Source organism: Vibrio superstes, assembly GCF_003569005.1.
In the GTDB taxonomy this organism is placed as follows: domain Bacteria; phylum Pseudomonadota; class Gammaproteobacteria; order Enterobacterales; family Vibrionaceae; genus Vibrio; species Vibrio superstes.
In genome coordinates this window covers 891,888-907,951 of the sequence record NZ_BCUR01000001.1, presented here as the reverse complement: position 1 = coordinate 907,951, position 16,064 = coordinate 891,888, and the positions used below count along the sequence as shown (strand labels likewise).

The 16,064-nt window shown below is 44.9% G+C and carries 13 protein-coding genes; 7 read left to right on the top strand and 6 right to left on the bottom strand.

Annotation, left to right across the window (positions count from 1 at the left end):
• Positions 1-894: 894 nt before the first annotated feature.
• Positions 895-2,721 (top strand): ABC transporter ATP-binding protein, encoded by a 1,827-nt coding sequence (locus tag D5I41_RS03875; RefSeq protein ID WP_119008592.1) that lies wholly within the window; start codon positions 895-897, stop codon positions 2,719-2,721.
• A 68-nt stretch (positions 2,722-2,789) separates the two neighbouring features.
• Here D5I41_RS03875 and D5I41_RS03870 read toward each other — a convergent pair whose 3' ends face one another.
• Positions 2,790-3,530, bottom strand: coding sequence for a glutamine amidotransferase-related protein (locus tag D5I41_RS03870; RefSeq protein ID WP_119008591.1), 741 nt, complete (start codon positions 3,528-3,530; stop codon positions 2,790-2,792).
• 381 nt (positions 3,531-3,911) lie between these two features.
• Here D5I41_RS03870 and astA point away from each other — a divergent pair, with 381 nt between their 5' ends.
• From astA to D5I41_RS03855, 3 genes are all read left to right on the top strand, one after another.
• Positions 3,912-4,949, top strand: a complete 1,038-nt coding sequence (gene astA / locus D5I41_RS03865) for an arginine N-succinyltransferase (RefSeq protein WP_119008590.1) — start codon at positions 3,912-3,914, stop codon at positions 4,947-4,949.
• Positions 4,950-4,969: 20 nt separating this feature from the next.
• Complete coding sequence (gene astB, locus D5I41_RS03860) at positions 4,970-6,325, top strand: N-succinylarginine dihydrolase (RefSeq protein WP_119008589.1); 1,356 nt, start codon at positions 4,970-4,972, stop codon at positions 6,323-6,325.
• A 980-nt stretch (positions 6,326-7,305) separates the two neighbouring features.
• Complete coding sequence (locus D5I41_RS03855; RefSeq protein WP_017029021.1) at positions 7,306-7,497, top strand: hypothetical protein; 192 nt, start codon at positions 7,306-7,308, stop codon at positions 7,495-7,497.
• A gap of 80 nt (positions 7,498-7,577) precedes the next feature.
• Here D5I41_RS03855 and aroG read toward each other — a convergent pair whose 3' ends face one another.
• Both aroG and D5I41_RS03845 read right to left on the bottom strand, forming a co-directional pair.
• Positions 7,578-8,630 carry a 3-deoxy-7-phosphoheptulonate synthase AroG gene (gene aroG / locus D5I41_RS03850; RefSeq protein WP_119008588.1) on the bottom strand — a complete coding sequence of 351 codons (1,053 nt, stop codon included), beginning with the start codon at positions 8,628-8,630 and terminating at the stop codon, positions 7,578-7,580.
• 239 nt (positions 8,631-8,869) lie between these two features.
• Positions 8,870-9,478, bottom strand: coding sequence for a TetR/AcrR family transcriptional regulator (locus tag D5I41_RS03845; RefSeq protein WP_119008587.1), 609 nt, complete (start codon positions 9,476-9,478; stop codon positions 8,870-8,872).
• Positions 9,479-9,600: 122 nt separating this feature from the next.
• On the opposite strand from D5I41_RS03845, the gene D5I41_RS03840 reads away from it, so the two are divergent.
• Positions 9,601-10,692 carry an MBL fold metallo-hydrolase gene (locus tag D5I41_RS03840; RefSeq protein WP_186811081.1) on the top strand — a complete coding sequence of 364 codons (1,092 nt, stop codon included), beginning with the start codon at positions 9,601-9,603 and terminating at the stop codon, positions 10,690-10,692.
• Between the two features lie 20 nt (positions 10,693-10,712).
• Here the strand turns inward: D5I41_RS03840 and D5I41_RS03835 are convergent, their stop codons facing one another.
• The gene (locus tag D5I41_RS03835) at positions 10,713-11,603 is read right to left on the bottom strand and encodes a LysR family transcriptional regulator (RefSeq protein ID WP_119008586.1); all 891 of its coding nucleotides are present in this window, start codon (positions 11,601-11,603) and stop codon (positions 10,713-10,715) included.
• A 78-nt stretch (positions 11,604-11,681) separates the two neighbouring features.
• Between D5I41_RS03835 and D5I41_RS03830 the strand changes: the two genes are divergently transcribed.
• Positions 11,682-12,896 carry a multidrug effflux MFS transporter gene (locus D5I41_RS03830; protein WP_371860095.1) on the top strand — a complete coding sequence of 405 codons (1,215 nt, stop codon included), beginning with the start codon at positions 11,682-11,684 and terminating at the stop codon, positions 12,894-12,896.
• 5 nt (positions 12,897-12,901) lie between these two features.
• Here the strand turns inward: D5I41_RS03830 and D5I41_RS03825 are convergent, their stop codons facing one another.
• On the bottom strand, positions 12,902-14,470 hold the full coding sequence (locus tag D5I41_RS03825; protein ID WP_119008584.1) for a diguanylate cyclase domain-containing protein: 1,569 nt from the start codon (positions 14,468-14,470) through the stop codon (positions 12,902-12,904).
• Positions 14,471-14,628: 158 nt separating this feature from the next.
• Between D5I41_RS03825 and D5I41_RS03820 the strand changes: the two genes are divergently transcribed.
• A complete protein-coding gene (locus D5I41_RS03820; RefSeq protein WP_119008583.1) occupies positions 14,629-15,075 on the top strand; it encodes a carboxymuconolactone decarboxylase family protein in 447 nt (148 codons plus the stop codon).
• A gap of 61 nt (positions 15,076-15,136) precedes the next feature.
• Here D5I41_RS03820 and D5I41_RS03815 read toward each other — a convergent pair whose 3' ends face one another.
• Entirely contained in the window at positions 15,137-15,997 is an 861-nt protein-coding gene (locus D5I41_RS03815; RefSeq protein ID WP_119008582.1) for an SMP-30/gluconolactonase/LRE family protein, read from the bottom strand.
• Between the last annotated feature and the right edge of the window lie 67 nt (positions 15,998-16,064).

Below are 16,064 nucleotides of genomic sequence, written 5' to 3'. Positions count from 1 at the left end.
TATCGAGCATCTGCTGCGCTGTCTAGCTAGCAACGTCATAACTAGATCCCCGATAAAAGCATTCGGGGATGACAAAGCCCAACTCCGTCATGCTCGAAGTGTTTTATCGAGCATCTGCTGTGCTGTCTACTTAGAAACGTAATAACTAGATCCCCGATAAAAGCATTCGGGGATGACAGCGCCCAACGTCGTCATGCTCGAAGTGTTTTATCGAGCATCTGCTCTGCTGTCTACCTAGCAACGTAATAACTAGATCCCCGATAAAAGCACTCGGGGATGACAGAGCCCAACTTTGGCATGCTCGAAGTGTTCTATCGAGCATCTGTTGTGCTGTCTACCTAGCAACGTCATAACTAGATCCCCGATAAAAGCTCTCGGGATGACAGGACTCAACTCCGTCATGCTCGAAGTGTTTTATCGAGCATCTGCTGCGCCGCCTATTTGGCAATGCAATAACTAGATCCCCGATAAAAGCACTCGGGAATGACAAAGCCGAACTCCGTCATGCTCGAAGTGTTCTATCGAGCATCTGCTGTACTGTCTACCTAGCAATCTAATAACTAGATCCCCGATAAAAGCACTCATGACTGACAAAGCCCAACGTCGTCATGCTCGAAGTGTTTTATCGAGCATCTGCTGTGCTGCCTAGCTAGCAACGTCATAACTAGGTCTCCGATAAGAGAACTCGGAGATGACTATTTTAGCTCTGAACTGACTGCTGACGGCTATAAGCTGAAAGCTATACTCTGCCAAATAAAAGAATCATTCTTAAGATGTTCTTTCCCTTATCATCGACTATCCTATGTATCTAAGTGTCTGTTTAAAAAACACTATTTAAGCCTTGCTCACTCTTTTCTTACTGTCTTTCAGCAAGGTGCATTTTAGGATTGATGTATGTATAAAATCTTCGAAGGATTCACCAAAGCCTTCCCAAAAAACGAACCTGAACAGCCGCCGAATACGGTTTTCGCGTTTTGTCGTTATTACACTAAGGGATTTGAAAAACCTCTGCTACTGATGGCATTATTCAGTACCATAGTCGCCATTGTTGAGGTGTCCCTCTTTGGCATGATGGGTAAACTTGTTGACTGGCTAGGGTCTAGCAATCCTGACACCTTCATGCAAGACAATGCCAATACGCTCATCACCTACGGTGTGTTGGTATTAATCGTGATGCCAATTTTGGTCACCTTGCATTCACTGGTGCAACACCAGACCTTGCTAGGCAATTATCCAATGTCTATACGCTGGATGGCACACCGCTATTTGCTCAAGCAAAGTTTGTCGTTTTACCAAGACGATTTTGCAGGGCGCATTGCCACTAAGGTGATGCAAACCTCCCTTTCTGTAAGGGAAACCGTGATGAAGACGCTCGACGTGTTTGTGTACGTCTGCGTGTACTTTACCTCTATCATAGTGCTTCTCGCTCAAGCCGATTATCGCTTAATGCTGCCCATGCTAGCTTGGTTACTCGCGTATATTGGTATTCAGATCTACTTTGTACCTCGACTAAAACAGGTCTCTTCAGAGCAAGCAAATGCACGCTCAACCATGACGGGACGCATTGTCGATAGCTACACCAATATCGCAACGGTTAAGCTCTTTTCTCACAGTAAACGTGAGACCGAATATGCCGAAGAAGGCATGGAAGGCTTCCTGGATACCGTTCATCGTCAGATGCGCCTTGTTACCGGCTTTAATGTGATGGTTGAAGTGGTGAACTATGTATTGGTGTTTGCCATTGCGGCCATCTCCATCATGTTGTGGATGGATAATGCCATCAGCATTGGCGCCATAGCCATCGCAATCAGCTTGGCTCTGCGCTTGAACGGTATGTCGATGTGGATCATGTGGGAGGTGGGTGCATTGTTTGAAAACATGGGCACCACCGTTGATGGTATGGCGACACTCTCTAAGCCTATAGATATCAAAGACAAACAAGATGCGAAGCCGATTCAAGTAGAAAACGGTGGAATACATTTTGATGACGTTAGCTTTCACTATGGTGAAAATAAGGGTGTAATAAGCAATCTCAGCTTGAATATTAAACCCGGAGAAAAGGTAGGCTTAGTTGGACGCTCTGGCGCGGGCAAATCAACCTTAGTAAACCTTCTATTGCGTTTTCACGATGTAGAAGGAGGCAAGATCAGTATTGACCAACAAGATATCTCTGCCATTACTCAGGACTCATTGCGTAGCAATATCGGCATGGTAACGCAGGATACCTCGTTGTTGCACCGCTCCATTCGAGAAAATATCTTATATGGGAACCCGACGGCCAATGAAGAACAACTCATTGCTGCAACCAAACAAGCCCATGCCCATGAGTTCATAGAAACACTCACCGACCCGTTTGGTAATCTTGGCTATGATGCTCAAGTAGGAGAGCGAGGGGTGAAGCTCTCAGGTGGACAGCGCCAGCGAATTGCCATCTCTCGCGTGCTGTTGAAAGACGCGCCCATATTGGTGCTTGATGAAGCAACATCGGCTTTGGATTCAGAGGTTGAAGCTGCTATTCAAGAGAGTCTGAATGAACTAATGGAAGGGAAAACCGTTATTGCCATTGCTCACCGCCTATCAACTATCGCCGCTATGGATAGACTCATAGTTCTAGACAAGGGGCACATAGTGGAGGAAGGAACCCATCAAGAGCTCATTCAGGGCAAGGGCATCTACGCACAGTTGTGGGCACATCAAACCGGCGGGTTTATTGCACAGTAGCTGAACACGCGGAAGTTATTCGACTCTTCAGAAAATCAGGCCTAGAGAATTTCTAGGCCTTTTCTATTTTAACCTGCCTGCTGAAAGCCTTCTTCTTGAATCGACTGAGTATTGAACACAAAAAAAGCATCAATCCAATGCAAAACAATGGCTGAGTCGGGCGCTTCTTTTAACTGTTCAAACGTGGAACGATAATGCTCTTCACTAATTAGATGTTTGCGCATTTCTATGAGTTCAGCGGTAAATTCCATAGAAAATTCAGGGTGCCCTTGAACAGTGAAAATATGGTTGTCTTTTGCCAACATAAAGTTTGGACAAAAATCATTTGAGGCAATCACGCGCATCCCTCGAGGAACGGTGATCACCTGATCTTGATGGCTCACCAGCATTCGAAGCTTATCGATAGACAGGTTCATCCAACGCTTTTGGGCAATAATGTTTACTTCATAATTACCTAGTCCCCAACCTTTCGATGATTTATCTACCGTTCCACCCAGCGCACGAGCGATAAGTTGATGACCAAAGCATATCCCTACCAAGGGTTTACGTCTTGCTTCACAGCGTTGAATCCAGTCTACTAACCCTAAGATCCACGGGTCATTATCATACGCATTACAGACACTGCCAGTGAGTATGTATCCGTCGCAATCTTCTAGTTCAGGCAACTGCTGATTGAATGCATCATATTCGTAGAAGGTGATTTCATTGTTGACCGCTTTGAATACCGACGCGATCATATTTGAGTACTGACCGTAATTTTCAGAAAGTGCTGGTGCTAAATGCCCGCATACTAGAATCCCTATTTTCATCCATCGCCCTCGCTTATCCTAAGAGAAATCCGCCTAGCCATTAACGAGTATAGGCGCTTATTTCTCTTCACAACGACAATTTGGCAAAGAATTAAGCTCAAAAAACAACCACAAAACCAAAGCACAAACTTGACGATAGATCACACTTTCGGAACGGAACTTGAAATTATTGCTCTAATTATGAGATCTCATAAATAGTCACTCGCTTTCTATAACGTCAACCCTTTAAATCGACAACAACTGAATACCTAGATAGCCAACCTGCATAAAGAGTGAATAAATAAAGGAGTTATTCAATCACAATGAATATTTGAGGCTTGCTAAGCACTTCTAAGCCTGTATTGTGACTTCTCATTTTAGATTGCAAGGGATGCATTTATTATGCTGTTGATACGTCCAATTACAGCAAGCGATCGTCAAGGACTGGCGGAATTAGCGAAACAAACAGGTACTGGCTTCACCTCAATGCAGGATGATCCAAAGCGCATCGACCAGATGATCGAAGATGGCTGCGCTGCGTTTGAGAGCAATACTCCTCTAGAAGACGGATACTATTTGTTTGTTGCTGAAGATCTAGAACAGCAAACATTGGTAGGGACGTGTGCAGTTCAAGCCGGTGTCGGCCTGCAGGACCCTTTCTACAGCTATCACCTAGATACCACTGTCCATGCCTCTCGTGAACTTGATGTATACAGCAAGGTGCAAACCCTAAGCCTTAGTAATTTCCATACAGGATGTACTGAGTTGTGCACTCTGTTTTTGCTTCCTGAATCAAGAAAGGGCTACAACGGCCATTTGCTTTCTAAGAGTCGTTTTTTGTTCATGGGACAAAACCAAGAACGCTTTGATTCTACTGTTATTGCTGAAATGCGAGGCTTTAGCGATGAAGAAGGTAGCTCACCGTTTTGGGAAGGTCTAGGGCGTCATTTTTTCAACCTAGATTTTGCGATTGCAGATAAGCTATCAATGCACGACAAGGTGTTTATCGCTGAGTTAATGCCAAAAAACCCTATCTACACCAACCTACTTCCAGAAGAAGCTCAAGAAGTGATTGGTCACACACACCCACACACTCTGCCAGCACGCAAGCTTCTAGAGTCAGAAGGATTCCGTTTCAATCACTACGTCGATATTTTCGATGCAGGCCCTATGTTGGAATCACAAGTCAGGGATATCAGAGCGGTTCGAGAACAACGCTTAGCGACGGTAAAAGTTGCCGAAGACATCACCCCAAGCGAGATACCTTATCTAGTCAGCAATGGCAAAGTGAAGCACTTTAGAGCCCTCGCAACCAAAGCGATTCAATTTGACGGTAATACCATCATTATGGATACCAAGCTTGCAGATAAATTGCAGCTAAAAGAAGGCGATTCTGCGCCGTTTGTCCCACTGTTTAATGCTCTAGCAGAGCAAGAGTAGAATCCATTCAAGGAGTGAAAATGAACAACTCAACCCAACATGTTGAAGCCAATTTTGATGGTCTTGTGGGCCCTACTCACAACTATGCTGGTCTTTCTGACGGAAACCTTGCCTCGAAGAACAATCAAACCAAGGCGTCTAGCCCTAAACTAGCGGCCAAAGAAGGCCTAAAGAAAATGAAGGCGCTGCATGACCTTGGAATGGTTCAGGGTGTAATCGCACCCCTTGCCCGCCCAGATATCGGCACACTACGTCAATTAGGCTTTACCGGCGATACCGCCTCAGTGTTAAAACAAGCCGCTAAGCATTCACCTGCGCTTTTGGCGGCTTGCTGCTCTGCATCAAGCATGTGGACAGCAAACGCGGCTACTGTGTCTCCAAGCAGCGATACGCACGATGGCAAGCTGCACTTTACGCCAGCAAACCTAATTAACAAATTTCATCGCTCTATTGAACACCCACAAACTGGTCGAATCCTAAAGGGGATGTTCAGCGATACTAACCACTTTGCTCACCATAATGCACTTCCATCTAGCAATTACTTTGGTGATGAAGGTGCAGCAAACCATACCCGTTTCTGTAATGAGTACGGAGACCGTGGTGTAGGGTTCTTTGTATTTGGTGAAAGTGCGTTTAATGGTGTCATGCCAAAACCAAAACGCTTCCCTGCACGCCAAACGTTAGAGGCAAGCTCTGCTATCGCTCGCATACATGGCTTAGCGGAAGACAAAGTAGTATTCGCTCAACAAAACCCAGACGTTATTGATGCGGGTGTATTTCACAATGACGTAATTGCAGTGGGTAACAGAGACGTCATGTTCTGCCACGAACACGCTTTTCTGAACAAAGACGCTGTTTATAACAGCCTAAGTACCGCGCTAGATAAGCCATTAAATGTCATAGAAGTTCCTGATTCTGCAGTATCGGTTGCCGACGCAGTAGGAAGTTACTTATTTAACAGCCAATTGCTCAGCCTACCAAACGGCAAAACGGCGTTGGTCGTTCCAAGAGAGTGTGAAGAAAACCCACAAGTCTCTGATTACCTGCAAACCTTAATTACCAGCAAGCAGGGTATCGATGAATTACTTTGTTTTGATTTGAAGCAGAGTATGCAAAATGGCGGTGGCCCAGCGTGTCTGCGTTTACGAGTCGTTCTTTCTCCTGAAGAGCAAGCGGCCATGAATCAGTCTGTTATTATGAATGATTCATTGTTTACCACGCTAAATCAGTGGGTAGATAAACATTATCGCGACTCTATTTCTACACAATATTTAGTCGATCCAGCCTTGTTAACTGAAAGTCAGTCGGCGCTGGATGAACTAACGCAAATACTGAAACTAGGTTCTGTATACGATTTCCAGAAAACAGGAGCATGACCGGAAACGCAAAATAGAGTGCAATAAAGTATGAAATTAGTTGCACTTTATTGATGCACCACAATTTATTTACAAATTGAGTAGCTTTGCGATTAAAACCCAGATAGGATTATTTTGTAGTCACCATTCTCAACGACTACAAAATGAGAAGGCTTGGCTTAAAGCCTCATAAATATGGTCTTATTTGTACCAGTTGGCTAACTTACATATATCAGACCCACTCTCCATACCCAAGGCTATCCACCTTGGGTTTTTCTTTGTCTGGTGGTTTGTAAGAGACTTCTCTTATCGCGGGGGAATGACTTCGTTGAGTGCGTCACTCACTGTAAGCTCGTCATCCTCGAGGTCTTTTATCGAGGAGCTCGATGTAATTGCATTCCTAGATTCCCGATAGAAGCGCTCGGGAATGACCTCGTTGAGCACGTCACTCACTACAAGCTCGTCATCCTCGAGGTCTCTTATCGAGGATCTCGATGTATTTGCATTCCTAGATTCCCGATAGAAGCACTCGGGAATGACCTCGTTGAGCACGTCACTCACTATACGCTCGTCATCCTCGAGGTCTTTTATCGAGGATCTCTTTGCATTTGCGTTCCCAGATTCCCAACCGGAATGCCGGCCCAGCGGAATGCCGGCCCAGCGGAATGCCGGCCCAGAAAAGCCCTCGGGAATGACCTCGTTGAGTACCTCACTCGCTATAAGCTCGTCATCCTCGAGGTCTTTTATCGAGGATCTCGATGCACCTTCGCTTCTAGATTCCCGACCGGAATGCCGGCCCAGCGGAATGCCGGGCCAGAAAGGCTCTCTGGAATGACGGAGTCATATCAGTCTTTTCGCTGAAGGCTGAAGGCTGATAGCTTCCAACCAAAAAACACAAACCAATAACAAAACCGCAACAACATTGATCTAGATCATTTTCTGAAATGCTCCGCTGAATTAAGGTGAGGTTGTTAACAAAGTGTGAACAAAGGAGTATTCGCATGGAACTAAAACAAGACCCAAGATGCTACACCGACGTATGCGTAAACGGACTTTGGTATCACTATGATCACTGCGGGACAAAGGCTTATGTACTCAAAGGAGGGGCTTCACCTTCGGTGGACTTCCATAAAGAGCCCAAAACTGAGGACGAGCTGGTGGATATGATCAAAGCATTGGACCAGGCTAAATAGTTAAAACTACAACTAATACCAATAAAAAACGCCCTGATTCACATCAGGGCGTTTTATTTAGTTCAAATCTGTTAGGAAGCTTATGCGTTGCGGCGTGCCGTCACAGCGTCTGCAAGTTGGTGCAGTACCTTCTCTGTGTCTTCCCAACCAATACAAGCATCAGTAATAGACTGTCCGTATGTTGGTGCTTTGCCGTCAACTAGGTCTTGTCTGCCTTCAACTAGGTGTGACTCAATCATAACACCGAAGATAGCTTGCTCACCGTTCGCTAGTTGCGCTGAAACGTCTTCAGAGACGTTGATTTGACGCTGGTATTGCTTACTGCTGTTCGCATGGCTGAAATCAATCATCACCTTTTGACGTAGCTTAGAGGCTTCTAGCTGTTGCTTAATATCAGCAACGTGCTCAGCGCTGTAGTTTGGCTCTTTGCCTCCACGAAGAATGATATGACAGTCCGGGTTACCACCTGTTTCCACAATTGCAGAATGGCCATATTTAGTTACCGATAGGAAGTGATGAGATGCCTCAGCACTACGAATCGCATCTGACGCAATCTTGATGTTGCCATCAGTACCGTTTTTGAAGCCAACTGGGCAAGATACGCCTGACGCCAGCTCACGGTGAACCTGAGATTCTGTAGTACGAGCACCGATCGCGCCCCAACTGATCAAATCACCCACATATTGAGGTGTGATCATGTCTAGAAACTCACCTGCCGTCGGTAGGCCCATATCAGTTAGGTCTAGAAGCAGCTTACGGCCCATTCTTAGGCCATCGTTAAGCTTGAACGTATCGTCTAGGTACGGGTCGTTGATTAAGCCTTTCCAGCCAACCGTAGTACGAGGCTTTTCAAAGTAAACACGCATAACGACTTCTAGACGATCACCTAACTCATCACGAAGAACTTTAAGACGCTTACCATACTCGAGTGCCGCCTCTGTATCGTGAATCGAACAAGGGCCGACGATAACCAATAAACGGTCATCTTGGTCATTTAGAATGTCGTGAATCGCTTTTCGTGAATTATATGTGGTCGCAGCTGCAGTTTCCGTTGCTGGAAAGCGTTCCAAAATAGCAATTGGCGGTAGTAGTTCTTTTACTCTGGTGATGCGAACGTCATCGGTTTGGTACATAGTAGATTATCCTTAAATTCTTACCGCTTACAGAATAAGCACTTGGCATTCTAAATTTATGCAGTGCAGTAACGGCATCTGTTTTGCTTGTGTCCATGCAACTTAACTAAGAAGAAAACGAGTTTCAATCACTTTTTTAATTAAAAAGCAATATTTCGACAATATATAAATTTTACGCAAGGTGTACACTATGAGTTACACCCGTTGCTAGGGAGTATTTAAGAAGCTGAATACACTCTCTAACACACTAATTTATAATGACTTAACAATAATTCAGCACTACGCTGCGCATGTAAACACTTTTCTTCTTGTGTAGGGAAATCTCTCATTCCTACTAACAACGGCCAGAAATAATATCCTTTTATCAATGCATAGGCTTGCTCAGTAAATAAGCTAACCTCACACTCCTTCAGTTTACCATCTGCCATCCCTTGCTTTGCCCAAACAGCGATCGCGGTATCTTCTTTGGAAAACTTTGCCACCTGCAATTGCAGCTCTGCAGGAGAATAAAAATAATGGCCGATAGCAACACGAGCCAACTCTATGTAATCAGGCGCGCAACTCGCCTCAATTTCTGCCAGTAACACTTTTTCTAACTGCTCTTCCAACGGCATATCTGGCTGATAATCCAGGTTAATCTCTTGGACCGCTTCTCGCCACATAATGCCCACCAGCTCTATCACCAATGCTTCTTTAGAGCTGAAGTGATTGTATACGGTGCGCTTAGACACATTCGCAAGGCTAGCAAGCTTATCCATGCTGGTGTTCTTAACGCCAAACTCAAGAAAGGATTGCTTTGCCGCGGTAAGGATCGCTTCACGCTTTAATTCACTACGTGTTTTTTTCATTATTTGTCAGAGTCTTATTTACAGTGGAGGAAAAACCATCACTTTATTTTACACTAAGCAGTTTACTTTTAAAGCTCCGCATGTAAACTACACCGTATAGTTTACATTGCTATGGCATTTACATGAAACGATTTGTATTGGGAGCACTGCTTATGTCTGCAACAACCATCAACGCAGCTGAATTTTCATCCGTTGAGAAAAACGGTAAGTTTCAAAACAGCGAGATCGAATACAAAAGCGGTTTTGGTGATCTTTACGGCATCATTAAATCCTATGTTACTGCAGATCGTGAACACCCAACTCCGCAACAGGCTTTACCAAGTGTTCCCCTATCCCGAGAGGAGATTGAGAATACCACTAACCCTGCAGTTGCACGTCTAGGTCATAGCAGTATGCTCATTCGTTTAGATGGTAAAACTATTCTCACTGATCCCGTATTTAGTGATCGAGCATCACCCGTGCAGTGGGCTGGCCCAAAGCGTTTCCAACCTGCGGCTATCTCTGTTGAAGCGCTTCCTGCTATTGATATGGTTGTCATCAGTCATGATCACTACGATCACCTAGACAAAAACGTCATCAAATCGATACATACCAAGGTCCAACACTTTTTGGTTCCGCTGCGTATTGGCAAAATCTTGCAAAGCTGGGGCGTTCCACAAGAAAAAATCACAGAATTAGATTGGTGGCAGGAAAAGACCATAGGCTCAATTACCTTCGCAGCGACACCGACTCAACATTTCTCTGGTCGCAGCCTGTTTGATAGAGACCAAACCTTGTGGGCCAGTTGGGTAATTAAGGGCGAGCAAGCGAAACTATTCTTCAGTGGCGACTCGGGTTACTTCTCTGGATTTAAGGCTATCGGAGAAAAATATGGACCCTTTGATCTGACCATGATGGAAACGGGTGCCTACAACGATGCCTGGAGTGATATTCACATGACCCCAGAGCAAAGCGTTCAGGCGCACATAGACCTAAGAGGCAAGGCCATGCTGCCTATCCATAACTCTACCTTCGATCTTGCTTTACATGATTGGTTTGAGCCACTTGAGCGCGCTCTTATCCATGCAAACAGTAAGCAGGTTCAAATGGTCACTCCACTATTTGGCCAAATGGTCGATGTAGAGTCGCCAAATAGTCATGCTCAGTATGCATGGTGGCGCGAATTGCAGCCGTACAAAGAAGAGTTCAAGGCAGCGGTTGCAAATACCCACTAATATTGAGCAAAGAGCAGAGCTTATGAAGCGTTCTGCTCTTCTTCTAAACGTTGCTGCAAGTAATCTAGAAACAATCGGGTACGAGTATGCTCATAATCAAGCTTAGGGTAATACGCGTACACCATAGTGTCTTTTGCTTGAACATCAGGGAGGATCTTAACTAGGCTTCCCTGCATCAATTCTTGTTGAATCATCACGGCATTAGAAATCAAAATACCCATCCCACTCTTGGCCGCGTGAAACATCGCCTCCGGATTGGTCGAAGCAAAATTTCCGTTAAGAGAGAGTCGTTTCCCATCAGCTAATTTCAACTCTCGATGAAGCTGCTCACCAAAAATCAATACATTATGCTGTTGCAGTTCAGTGGTATCTTGCGGCTCGCCATGCTCGAGCAAGTATTTCGGCGAAGCATAAAAACCCAAGCGATCTTCAAATAATGGTTTGGATTTGAAGCTCAGTGAATTCAGATGTTCTAGCTCTCTGGTGATAAACAGATCTAGACTCATTTCCGGCATCTGTCCGGGCGACGTGGTAATGAGTTGAATTCGAATATCTGGGTATTTCTTCAAGAACCCATCAAGGTAATGCACTAAGAATTTCGAACCTACTGCAATGGTCGCCCCAATCTTCAGCATCCCATTCGGGCTTTCGCTGACTGAGCGAGTTTCGTCTACTACCGACTGGAGTTGGTCGAGAAGCTGCTTGGTTCTATCGTAGAACAATGCTCCCGCTTCTGTCTGAGTTACCGAACGGGTGGTGCGCTTCAATAACTGCACACCTATTCTATCTTCTAGCCATTGTATGCGCTTGCTAACCGCAGAGCTTGTGGTCGAAAGTCGTCTGGCGGCCCCATTAAAGCTCCCCTCCTCAACCACCAGCACATAGCTTTTCAGGCTCTGAATCCAATCCAAATTATATCCTTACAGGAATCAATCTAATTCCTAATCGGGTAATTATCATCCACTACATTTCAATCTAAACTATTCGACATGAAATTAAAACACTCTTCGAAGATGAAACTGGGCCCACTAGTCTTGGCAATGATGATCATTGCTACAGGACAGATGGGGGTGAGCATTTACTTACCGTCACTGCCTTTAATTAGCGAAAGCCTGCAGGTGGACAAATCTCAATTGCAGTCGATCGTTACCCTATTCTTGGTCGGTTTTGGTGTCTCACAACTCTTTTATGGTCCCTTATCAGACGCCATTGGTAGAAGACCAGTATTCCTATTAGGCCAATTTATCTATCTTATCGGCACCGTGATCTGTCTTGCCTTCTCCGATAGCATCACCACTCTTGAGGCCGGTCGATTATTGCAGGGACTAGGAGCGGGTAGTGCTTCAGTACTGGGTCGGAGCGTTCTTAGAGACAGCTATGACGGTGGACAATTAACAAAAGCCTTGGCTTATTTATCTGTGACAGCATCAATCATGCCTATCCTCTCTCCTGTGCTTGGAGGATGGGTGGCCTTCCATTTAAGTTGGCATGCCGTGTTCGCTTTCGTATTGGTTTATCTCGGCGCTACATTCGTTATAGGTTGGTTTGTGATGCCAGAAACCTTGCCGTATGCTAAGCAAAAGTTTAAACCATCGTCAGTTCTTAGTAAGTACTTACAACTCATTAAGAACCCGCAAGTTATTGGCTCTGCATCCTATAACTGGTTCAGCTATCTGGCAGCTGTGGTGTCGCTATCCATCATGCCTTATTTGATGCAGCAAGAAATGGGAATGAGTACAGCCGACTACGGTACCCTAATGATCATACCCTCGGCTGGCCTGCTAGGTGGCAGTCTATTGCTCAACATGCTTAATAAGCGATACAGCACCTTTCAGCTGCTCGCACTGAGCATTGGATTATTCTTCTTTGCCGGGCTTTGGCTACTCGTTACTCCGTTTACAGTATTCAATCTAGTCTGGGCATTTACCTGGCTTACCGTGGCACAAGGTCTTTCTTTTCCACTGTCAATCACGCTACTGCTACAGCCGCACAAAAAAGATGCAGGTTCAGTTTCAGCACTTTCTGGATCGGTGCAGATGTGTATTGCAGGCTTTTTTGGAAGCTACCTAGTGGGTAATTGGGTGACGAATCAGATGGAGCTTGGGGCTCTTTACTTGTGCATTGGAGCTAGTATGGGTGCTGTATTGCTGTGTTCAGTGCTGAAGAAAAGCCTGCAAGATAAGGCTCTATTGGAAGAAAAATAGTGGTATTAATTGGTCGCTAACGTATTGCGACCGTTCTTCTTGGCCTGATACAAGGCTTTGTCCGCATCTAGAATCAACTGTCGAAGTGAGTTCTCTGAGCTTGGCACAGCGCTCGCAATACCAGCACTTACCGTCACATGGGGCGACACCTGACTTTTCTCATGGGGGATTTGTAGCGAAGATATTTTTTCGAGGATGGTTTGAGCAAGATATCTCGCACCCTCTACATCAGTGCTGGGCAAAAGAATCACAAATTCTTCCCCGCCATAGCGGGCCACCAAATCGGCAGGGCGTGCCACGCTCTCATAAAGCACTTTGGCTATAGCTACCAAGCACTCATCACCCTCTACATGTCCATAGTGGTCGTTATATTGTTTAAAGTAATCGGCGTCACACATGATGATTGAAAGAGGCTGATTTTCACGTAGCATCCTGCGCCATTCCAATTCAGAAACAGAATCAAATTTTAGACGATTAGGAATTTGGGTCAAAGAATCCGTCATTGACAAGGTTTTCAACTTATCAAGCACATGCTCCAAGCTCGCTTCTCGGTTCTCAATTACATCTAGCATGTTGTTCAACTGCCGCGATAGCTCTCCAATCTCATCTGATGACATGATCTCCGTACGTTGCTTATAGTCCTTCGTTTCTGTAATGGCAGAGGCATTATCAGTCAGACGACTGACCGGCTCTAGCACGATCTTTCGCAGGGTGAACCAAAGCGCCACCAGCATCAGAGAACCGAGCAAGATACTCGTAAATAAAGCGGTTTGAATAGCCACCTTGCCCTGAAGGCTAATGTTTCGAGGAAAGTAGGACTCCACCAACATAATAGGGACACCGTAGCTGTATACATAACGAGAAACCACCAAGGTATCTTCATTCAATTCCTTCACCATCAACTCAGTGTGACCTGTCGCCAAGGAGCCCTCTACAGGTTTTATCTCAAAGCGCACATGAGTCTGCCGGATAAAATCAGCGATCAAATTGGTATCAATATAGCGTCCACGCAACAAAAACCCTTTGGAAGGCCCCTCTTCTCTCGAGGTTAAAATGGGACGGATTGAGTAAACGATGGGCTTACCTTCTAAAAGCACAAACCCCATGTAATGGGTATCACGACTAAATAGATTTAACCTTTGTTCACCGAGTTTGTGCTCCAGTCGGTCAACAACCTCTTGAACAAAGGCAGCGTCATAAACCAGCATATCCTCGTTTTGATCATAAATGCCATGCCAATACAGATGCTGAGCCTCATCAAAGTAGAACAAGAAATCAAACTGACCATTTCTAAATGAATTTACACCCAAATTACCAGCGATATAGTCGGGATTCTCTCCTTGAATGAAGGAATAAGTAGCGTCCCAAGCGCCCCAGTCTTTATTTTGCAAGTCCAAATCTTCGATATCTTCCTGAAAACGAGCAGCAACACGCTCAAAGTTTGTTATCGCATCTTCACGTTCCAATTGCACAAAAACAGGAAGGACATATCGCCACAACGCAAAAAAACTGACAACGACCATCGCAATCAACACAGGTAATAAAATACAAAGAATTTTCTTCGATAATGACATTTAGAACTGAGTACCCTTATTTATTACGTGAATGAAAAGATAATATTTCTTATTGGTATCAATGAATTATGCACAGCTTAGATACTGCATATAATAGACTAGAATTGAACATACGAGGAGGCTACTAGCCTCTAGAGATCGAGAATAATAAGGAAGTTATGTCTAGAGTAAATATCTATAAAACTCAACCTGCAGCCTACAAAGCGTTTTTTGCTATAGAGGCTTACCTCAAACAGTGTGGGATTGATCCGATAATTGAAGAATTAGTGCGCGTTCGTACCTCTCAGATCAACGGTTGTGCCTACTGCATACACGTTCACACAAAAGGGGCTCTGCAACATGGAGAGACACAAGAACGTATCTTTGCATTGTCAGTGTGGAAGGAATCGAAGCTATTTACCGATCAAGAAAGAGCCGTATTAGCTTTGGTTGAAGAGATGGTTCATATCTATGCGCAGGGGATTACCGATGACACCTATAAAGCGTTAGAGCAATACTTTTCAGAAGACGACGTTGCTCAACTCATCGTTCTTTGTACCATGATGAATGCTTGGAATCGCTTAGGTGTTGCAACGCATGCTAATGAGTTGACGGTATACAAATAGTAGAGAAGGGAAATCGAGGCCTGGTGCTACTCTCAGGCCTCTGAAAATCGGTTTTATAACCCTATAGCGATAGCTTCACTGCAGGCTCAGCAATGCCTTTACCCACTCCGGTTAGTACCAGTGTTTGGCCTTCATTTACAGAGCGCTCTTCAATACCAACTTTAGCTGAGGTCACAAATAGCGTATCTAAGTTCTCTCCACCAAATGCAGGACAAGTGGGTTGTTTAACGGGAACAGGATAACGTTCAACAATCTCACCCTCTGCAGAATAACGTACTAGCTCTCCAGCACCCCAATGCGCACTAATCATGTCGCCATTATCAGCCACAATTGCCCCATCAGGCTCTCTGAAGTTATCTGAATGGTCGATGAACAGCTCCGGCTCAGCGATAGGCCAACCTGTGTCTTTATCTAGCTTCATCCTCATTATCTGCGCCGTAGGAGAATTCGTAAAATAGACCCACTGTTTATCCGCAGAGAAGCAGCAGCCATTAGGTATCGTGATATTTGAAATAACCTTAGTAAGCTTGCCCTGAAAGTAGCGATAAAACGCCGCTTCTCCCTCAATGGCATCGCGATGCATCGTACTTATCCAAAAGCCGCCCCAAGGATCTGCGCGTCCATCGTTGCTGCGGTGCGTCAATGGGTCATGTTCAAAACCAACAACAAGCTTAAGCGACTGTTGTTCAATTTCCAGCAAATGAAGACCTACCTCATCGGCTAGAAGCAAACTGTTTTTATCAACCCACCCAAGAGCTGAAGGGGTTCGCTCTAGTGGGGTATCAACAATTTCTTCACCCTTAAGTGACAACAATCGATGCTCAATAATATCGATCCAAAACATTTGTTGACGTTCAGGGTGCCAAAGAATCCCCTCCCCTAAACCACAAGGGGTATGCTGCAGTGCAGAAACCGTGCTCATAACTTCCTAGCTTTTCATTTTTATAGTGGGATAGAGGAAACCATAAACAAGTGAAAAATGCCGATAG

What these genes read in the sequence shown, in the direction of transcription:
- D5I41_RS03875 (WP_119008592.1), top strand. Translation starts at nt 895, where the DNA reads ATGTATAAAATCTTCGAAGGATTCACCAAAGCCTTCCCAAAAAACGAA.
- D5I41_RS03870 (WP_119008591.1), bottom strand. Translation starts at nt 3,530, where the DNA reads ATGAAAATAGGGATTCTAGTATGCGGGCATTTAGCACCAGCACTTTCT.
- astA (WP_119008590.1), top strand. Translation starts at nt 3,912, where the DNA reads ATGCTGTTGATACGTCCAATTACAGCAAGCGATCGTCAAGGACTGGCG.
- astB (WP_119008589.1), top strand. Translation starts at nt 4,970, where the DNA reads ATGAACAACTCAACCCAACATGTTGAAGCCAATTTTGATGGTCTTGTG.
- D5I41_RS03855 (WP_017029021.1), top strand. Translation starts at nt 7,306, where the DNA reads ATGGAACTAAAACAAGACCCAAGATGCTACACCGACGTATGCGTAAAC.
- aroG (WP_119008588.1), bottom strand. Translation starts at nt 8,630, where the DNA reads ATGTACCAAACCGATGACGTTCGCATCACCAGAGTAAAAGAACTACTA.
- D5I41_RS03845 (WP_119008587.1), bottom strand. Translation starts at nt 9,478, where the DNA reads ATGAAAAAAACACGTAGTGAATTAAAGCGTGAAGCGATCCTTACCGCG.
- D5I41_RS03840 (WP_186811081.1), top strand. Translation starts at nt 9,601, where the DNA reads ATGAAACGATTTGTATTGGGAGCACTGCTTATGTCTGCAACAACCATC.
- D5I41_RS03830 (WP_371860095.1), top strand. Translation starts at nt 11,682, where the DNA reads ATGAAATTAAAACACTCTTCGAAGATGAAACTGGGCCCACTAGTCTTG.
- D5I41_RS03825 (WP_119008584.1), bottom strand. Translation starts at nt 14,470, where the DNA reads ATGTCATTATCGAAGAAAATTCTTTGTATTTTATTACCTGTGTTGATT.
- D5I41_RS03820 (WP_119008583.1), top strand. Translation starts at nt 14,629, where the DNA reads ATGTCTAGAGTAAATATCTATAAAACTCAACCTGCAGCCTACAAAGCG.
- D5I41_RS03815 (WP_119008582.1), bottom strand. Translation starts at nt 15,997, where the DNA reads ATGAGCACGGTTTCTGCACTGCAGCATACCCCTTGTGGTTTAGGGGAG.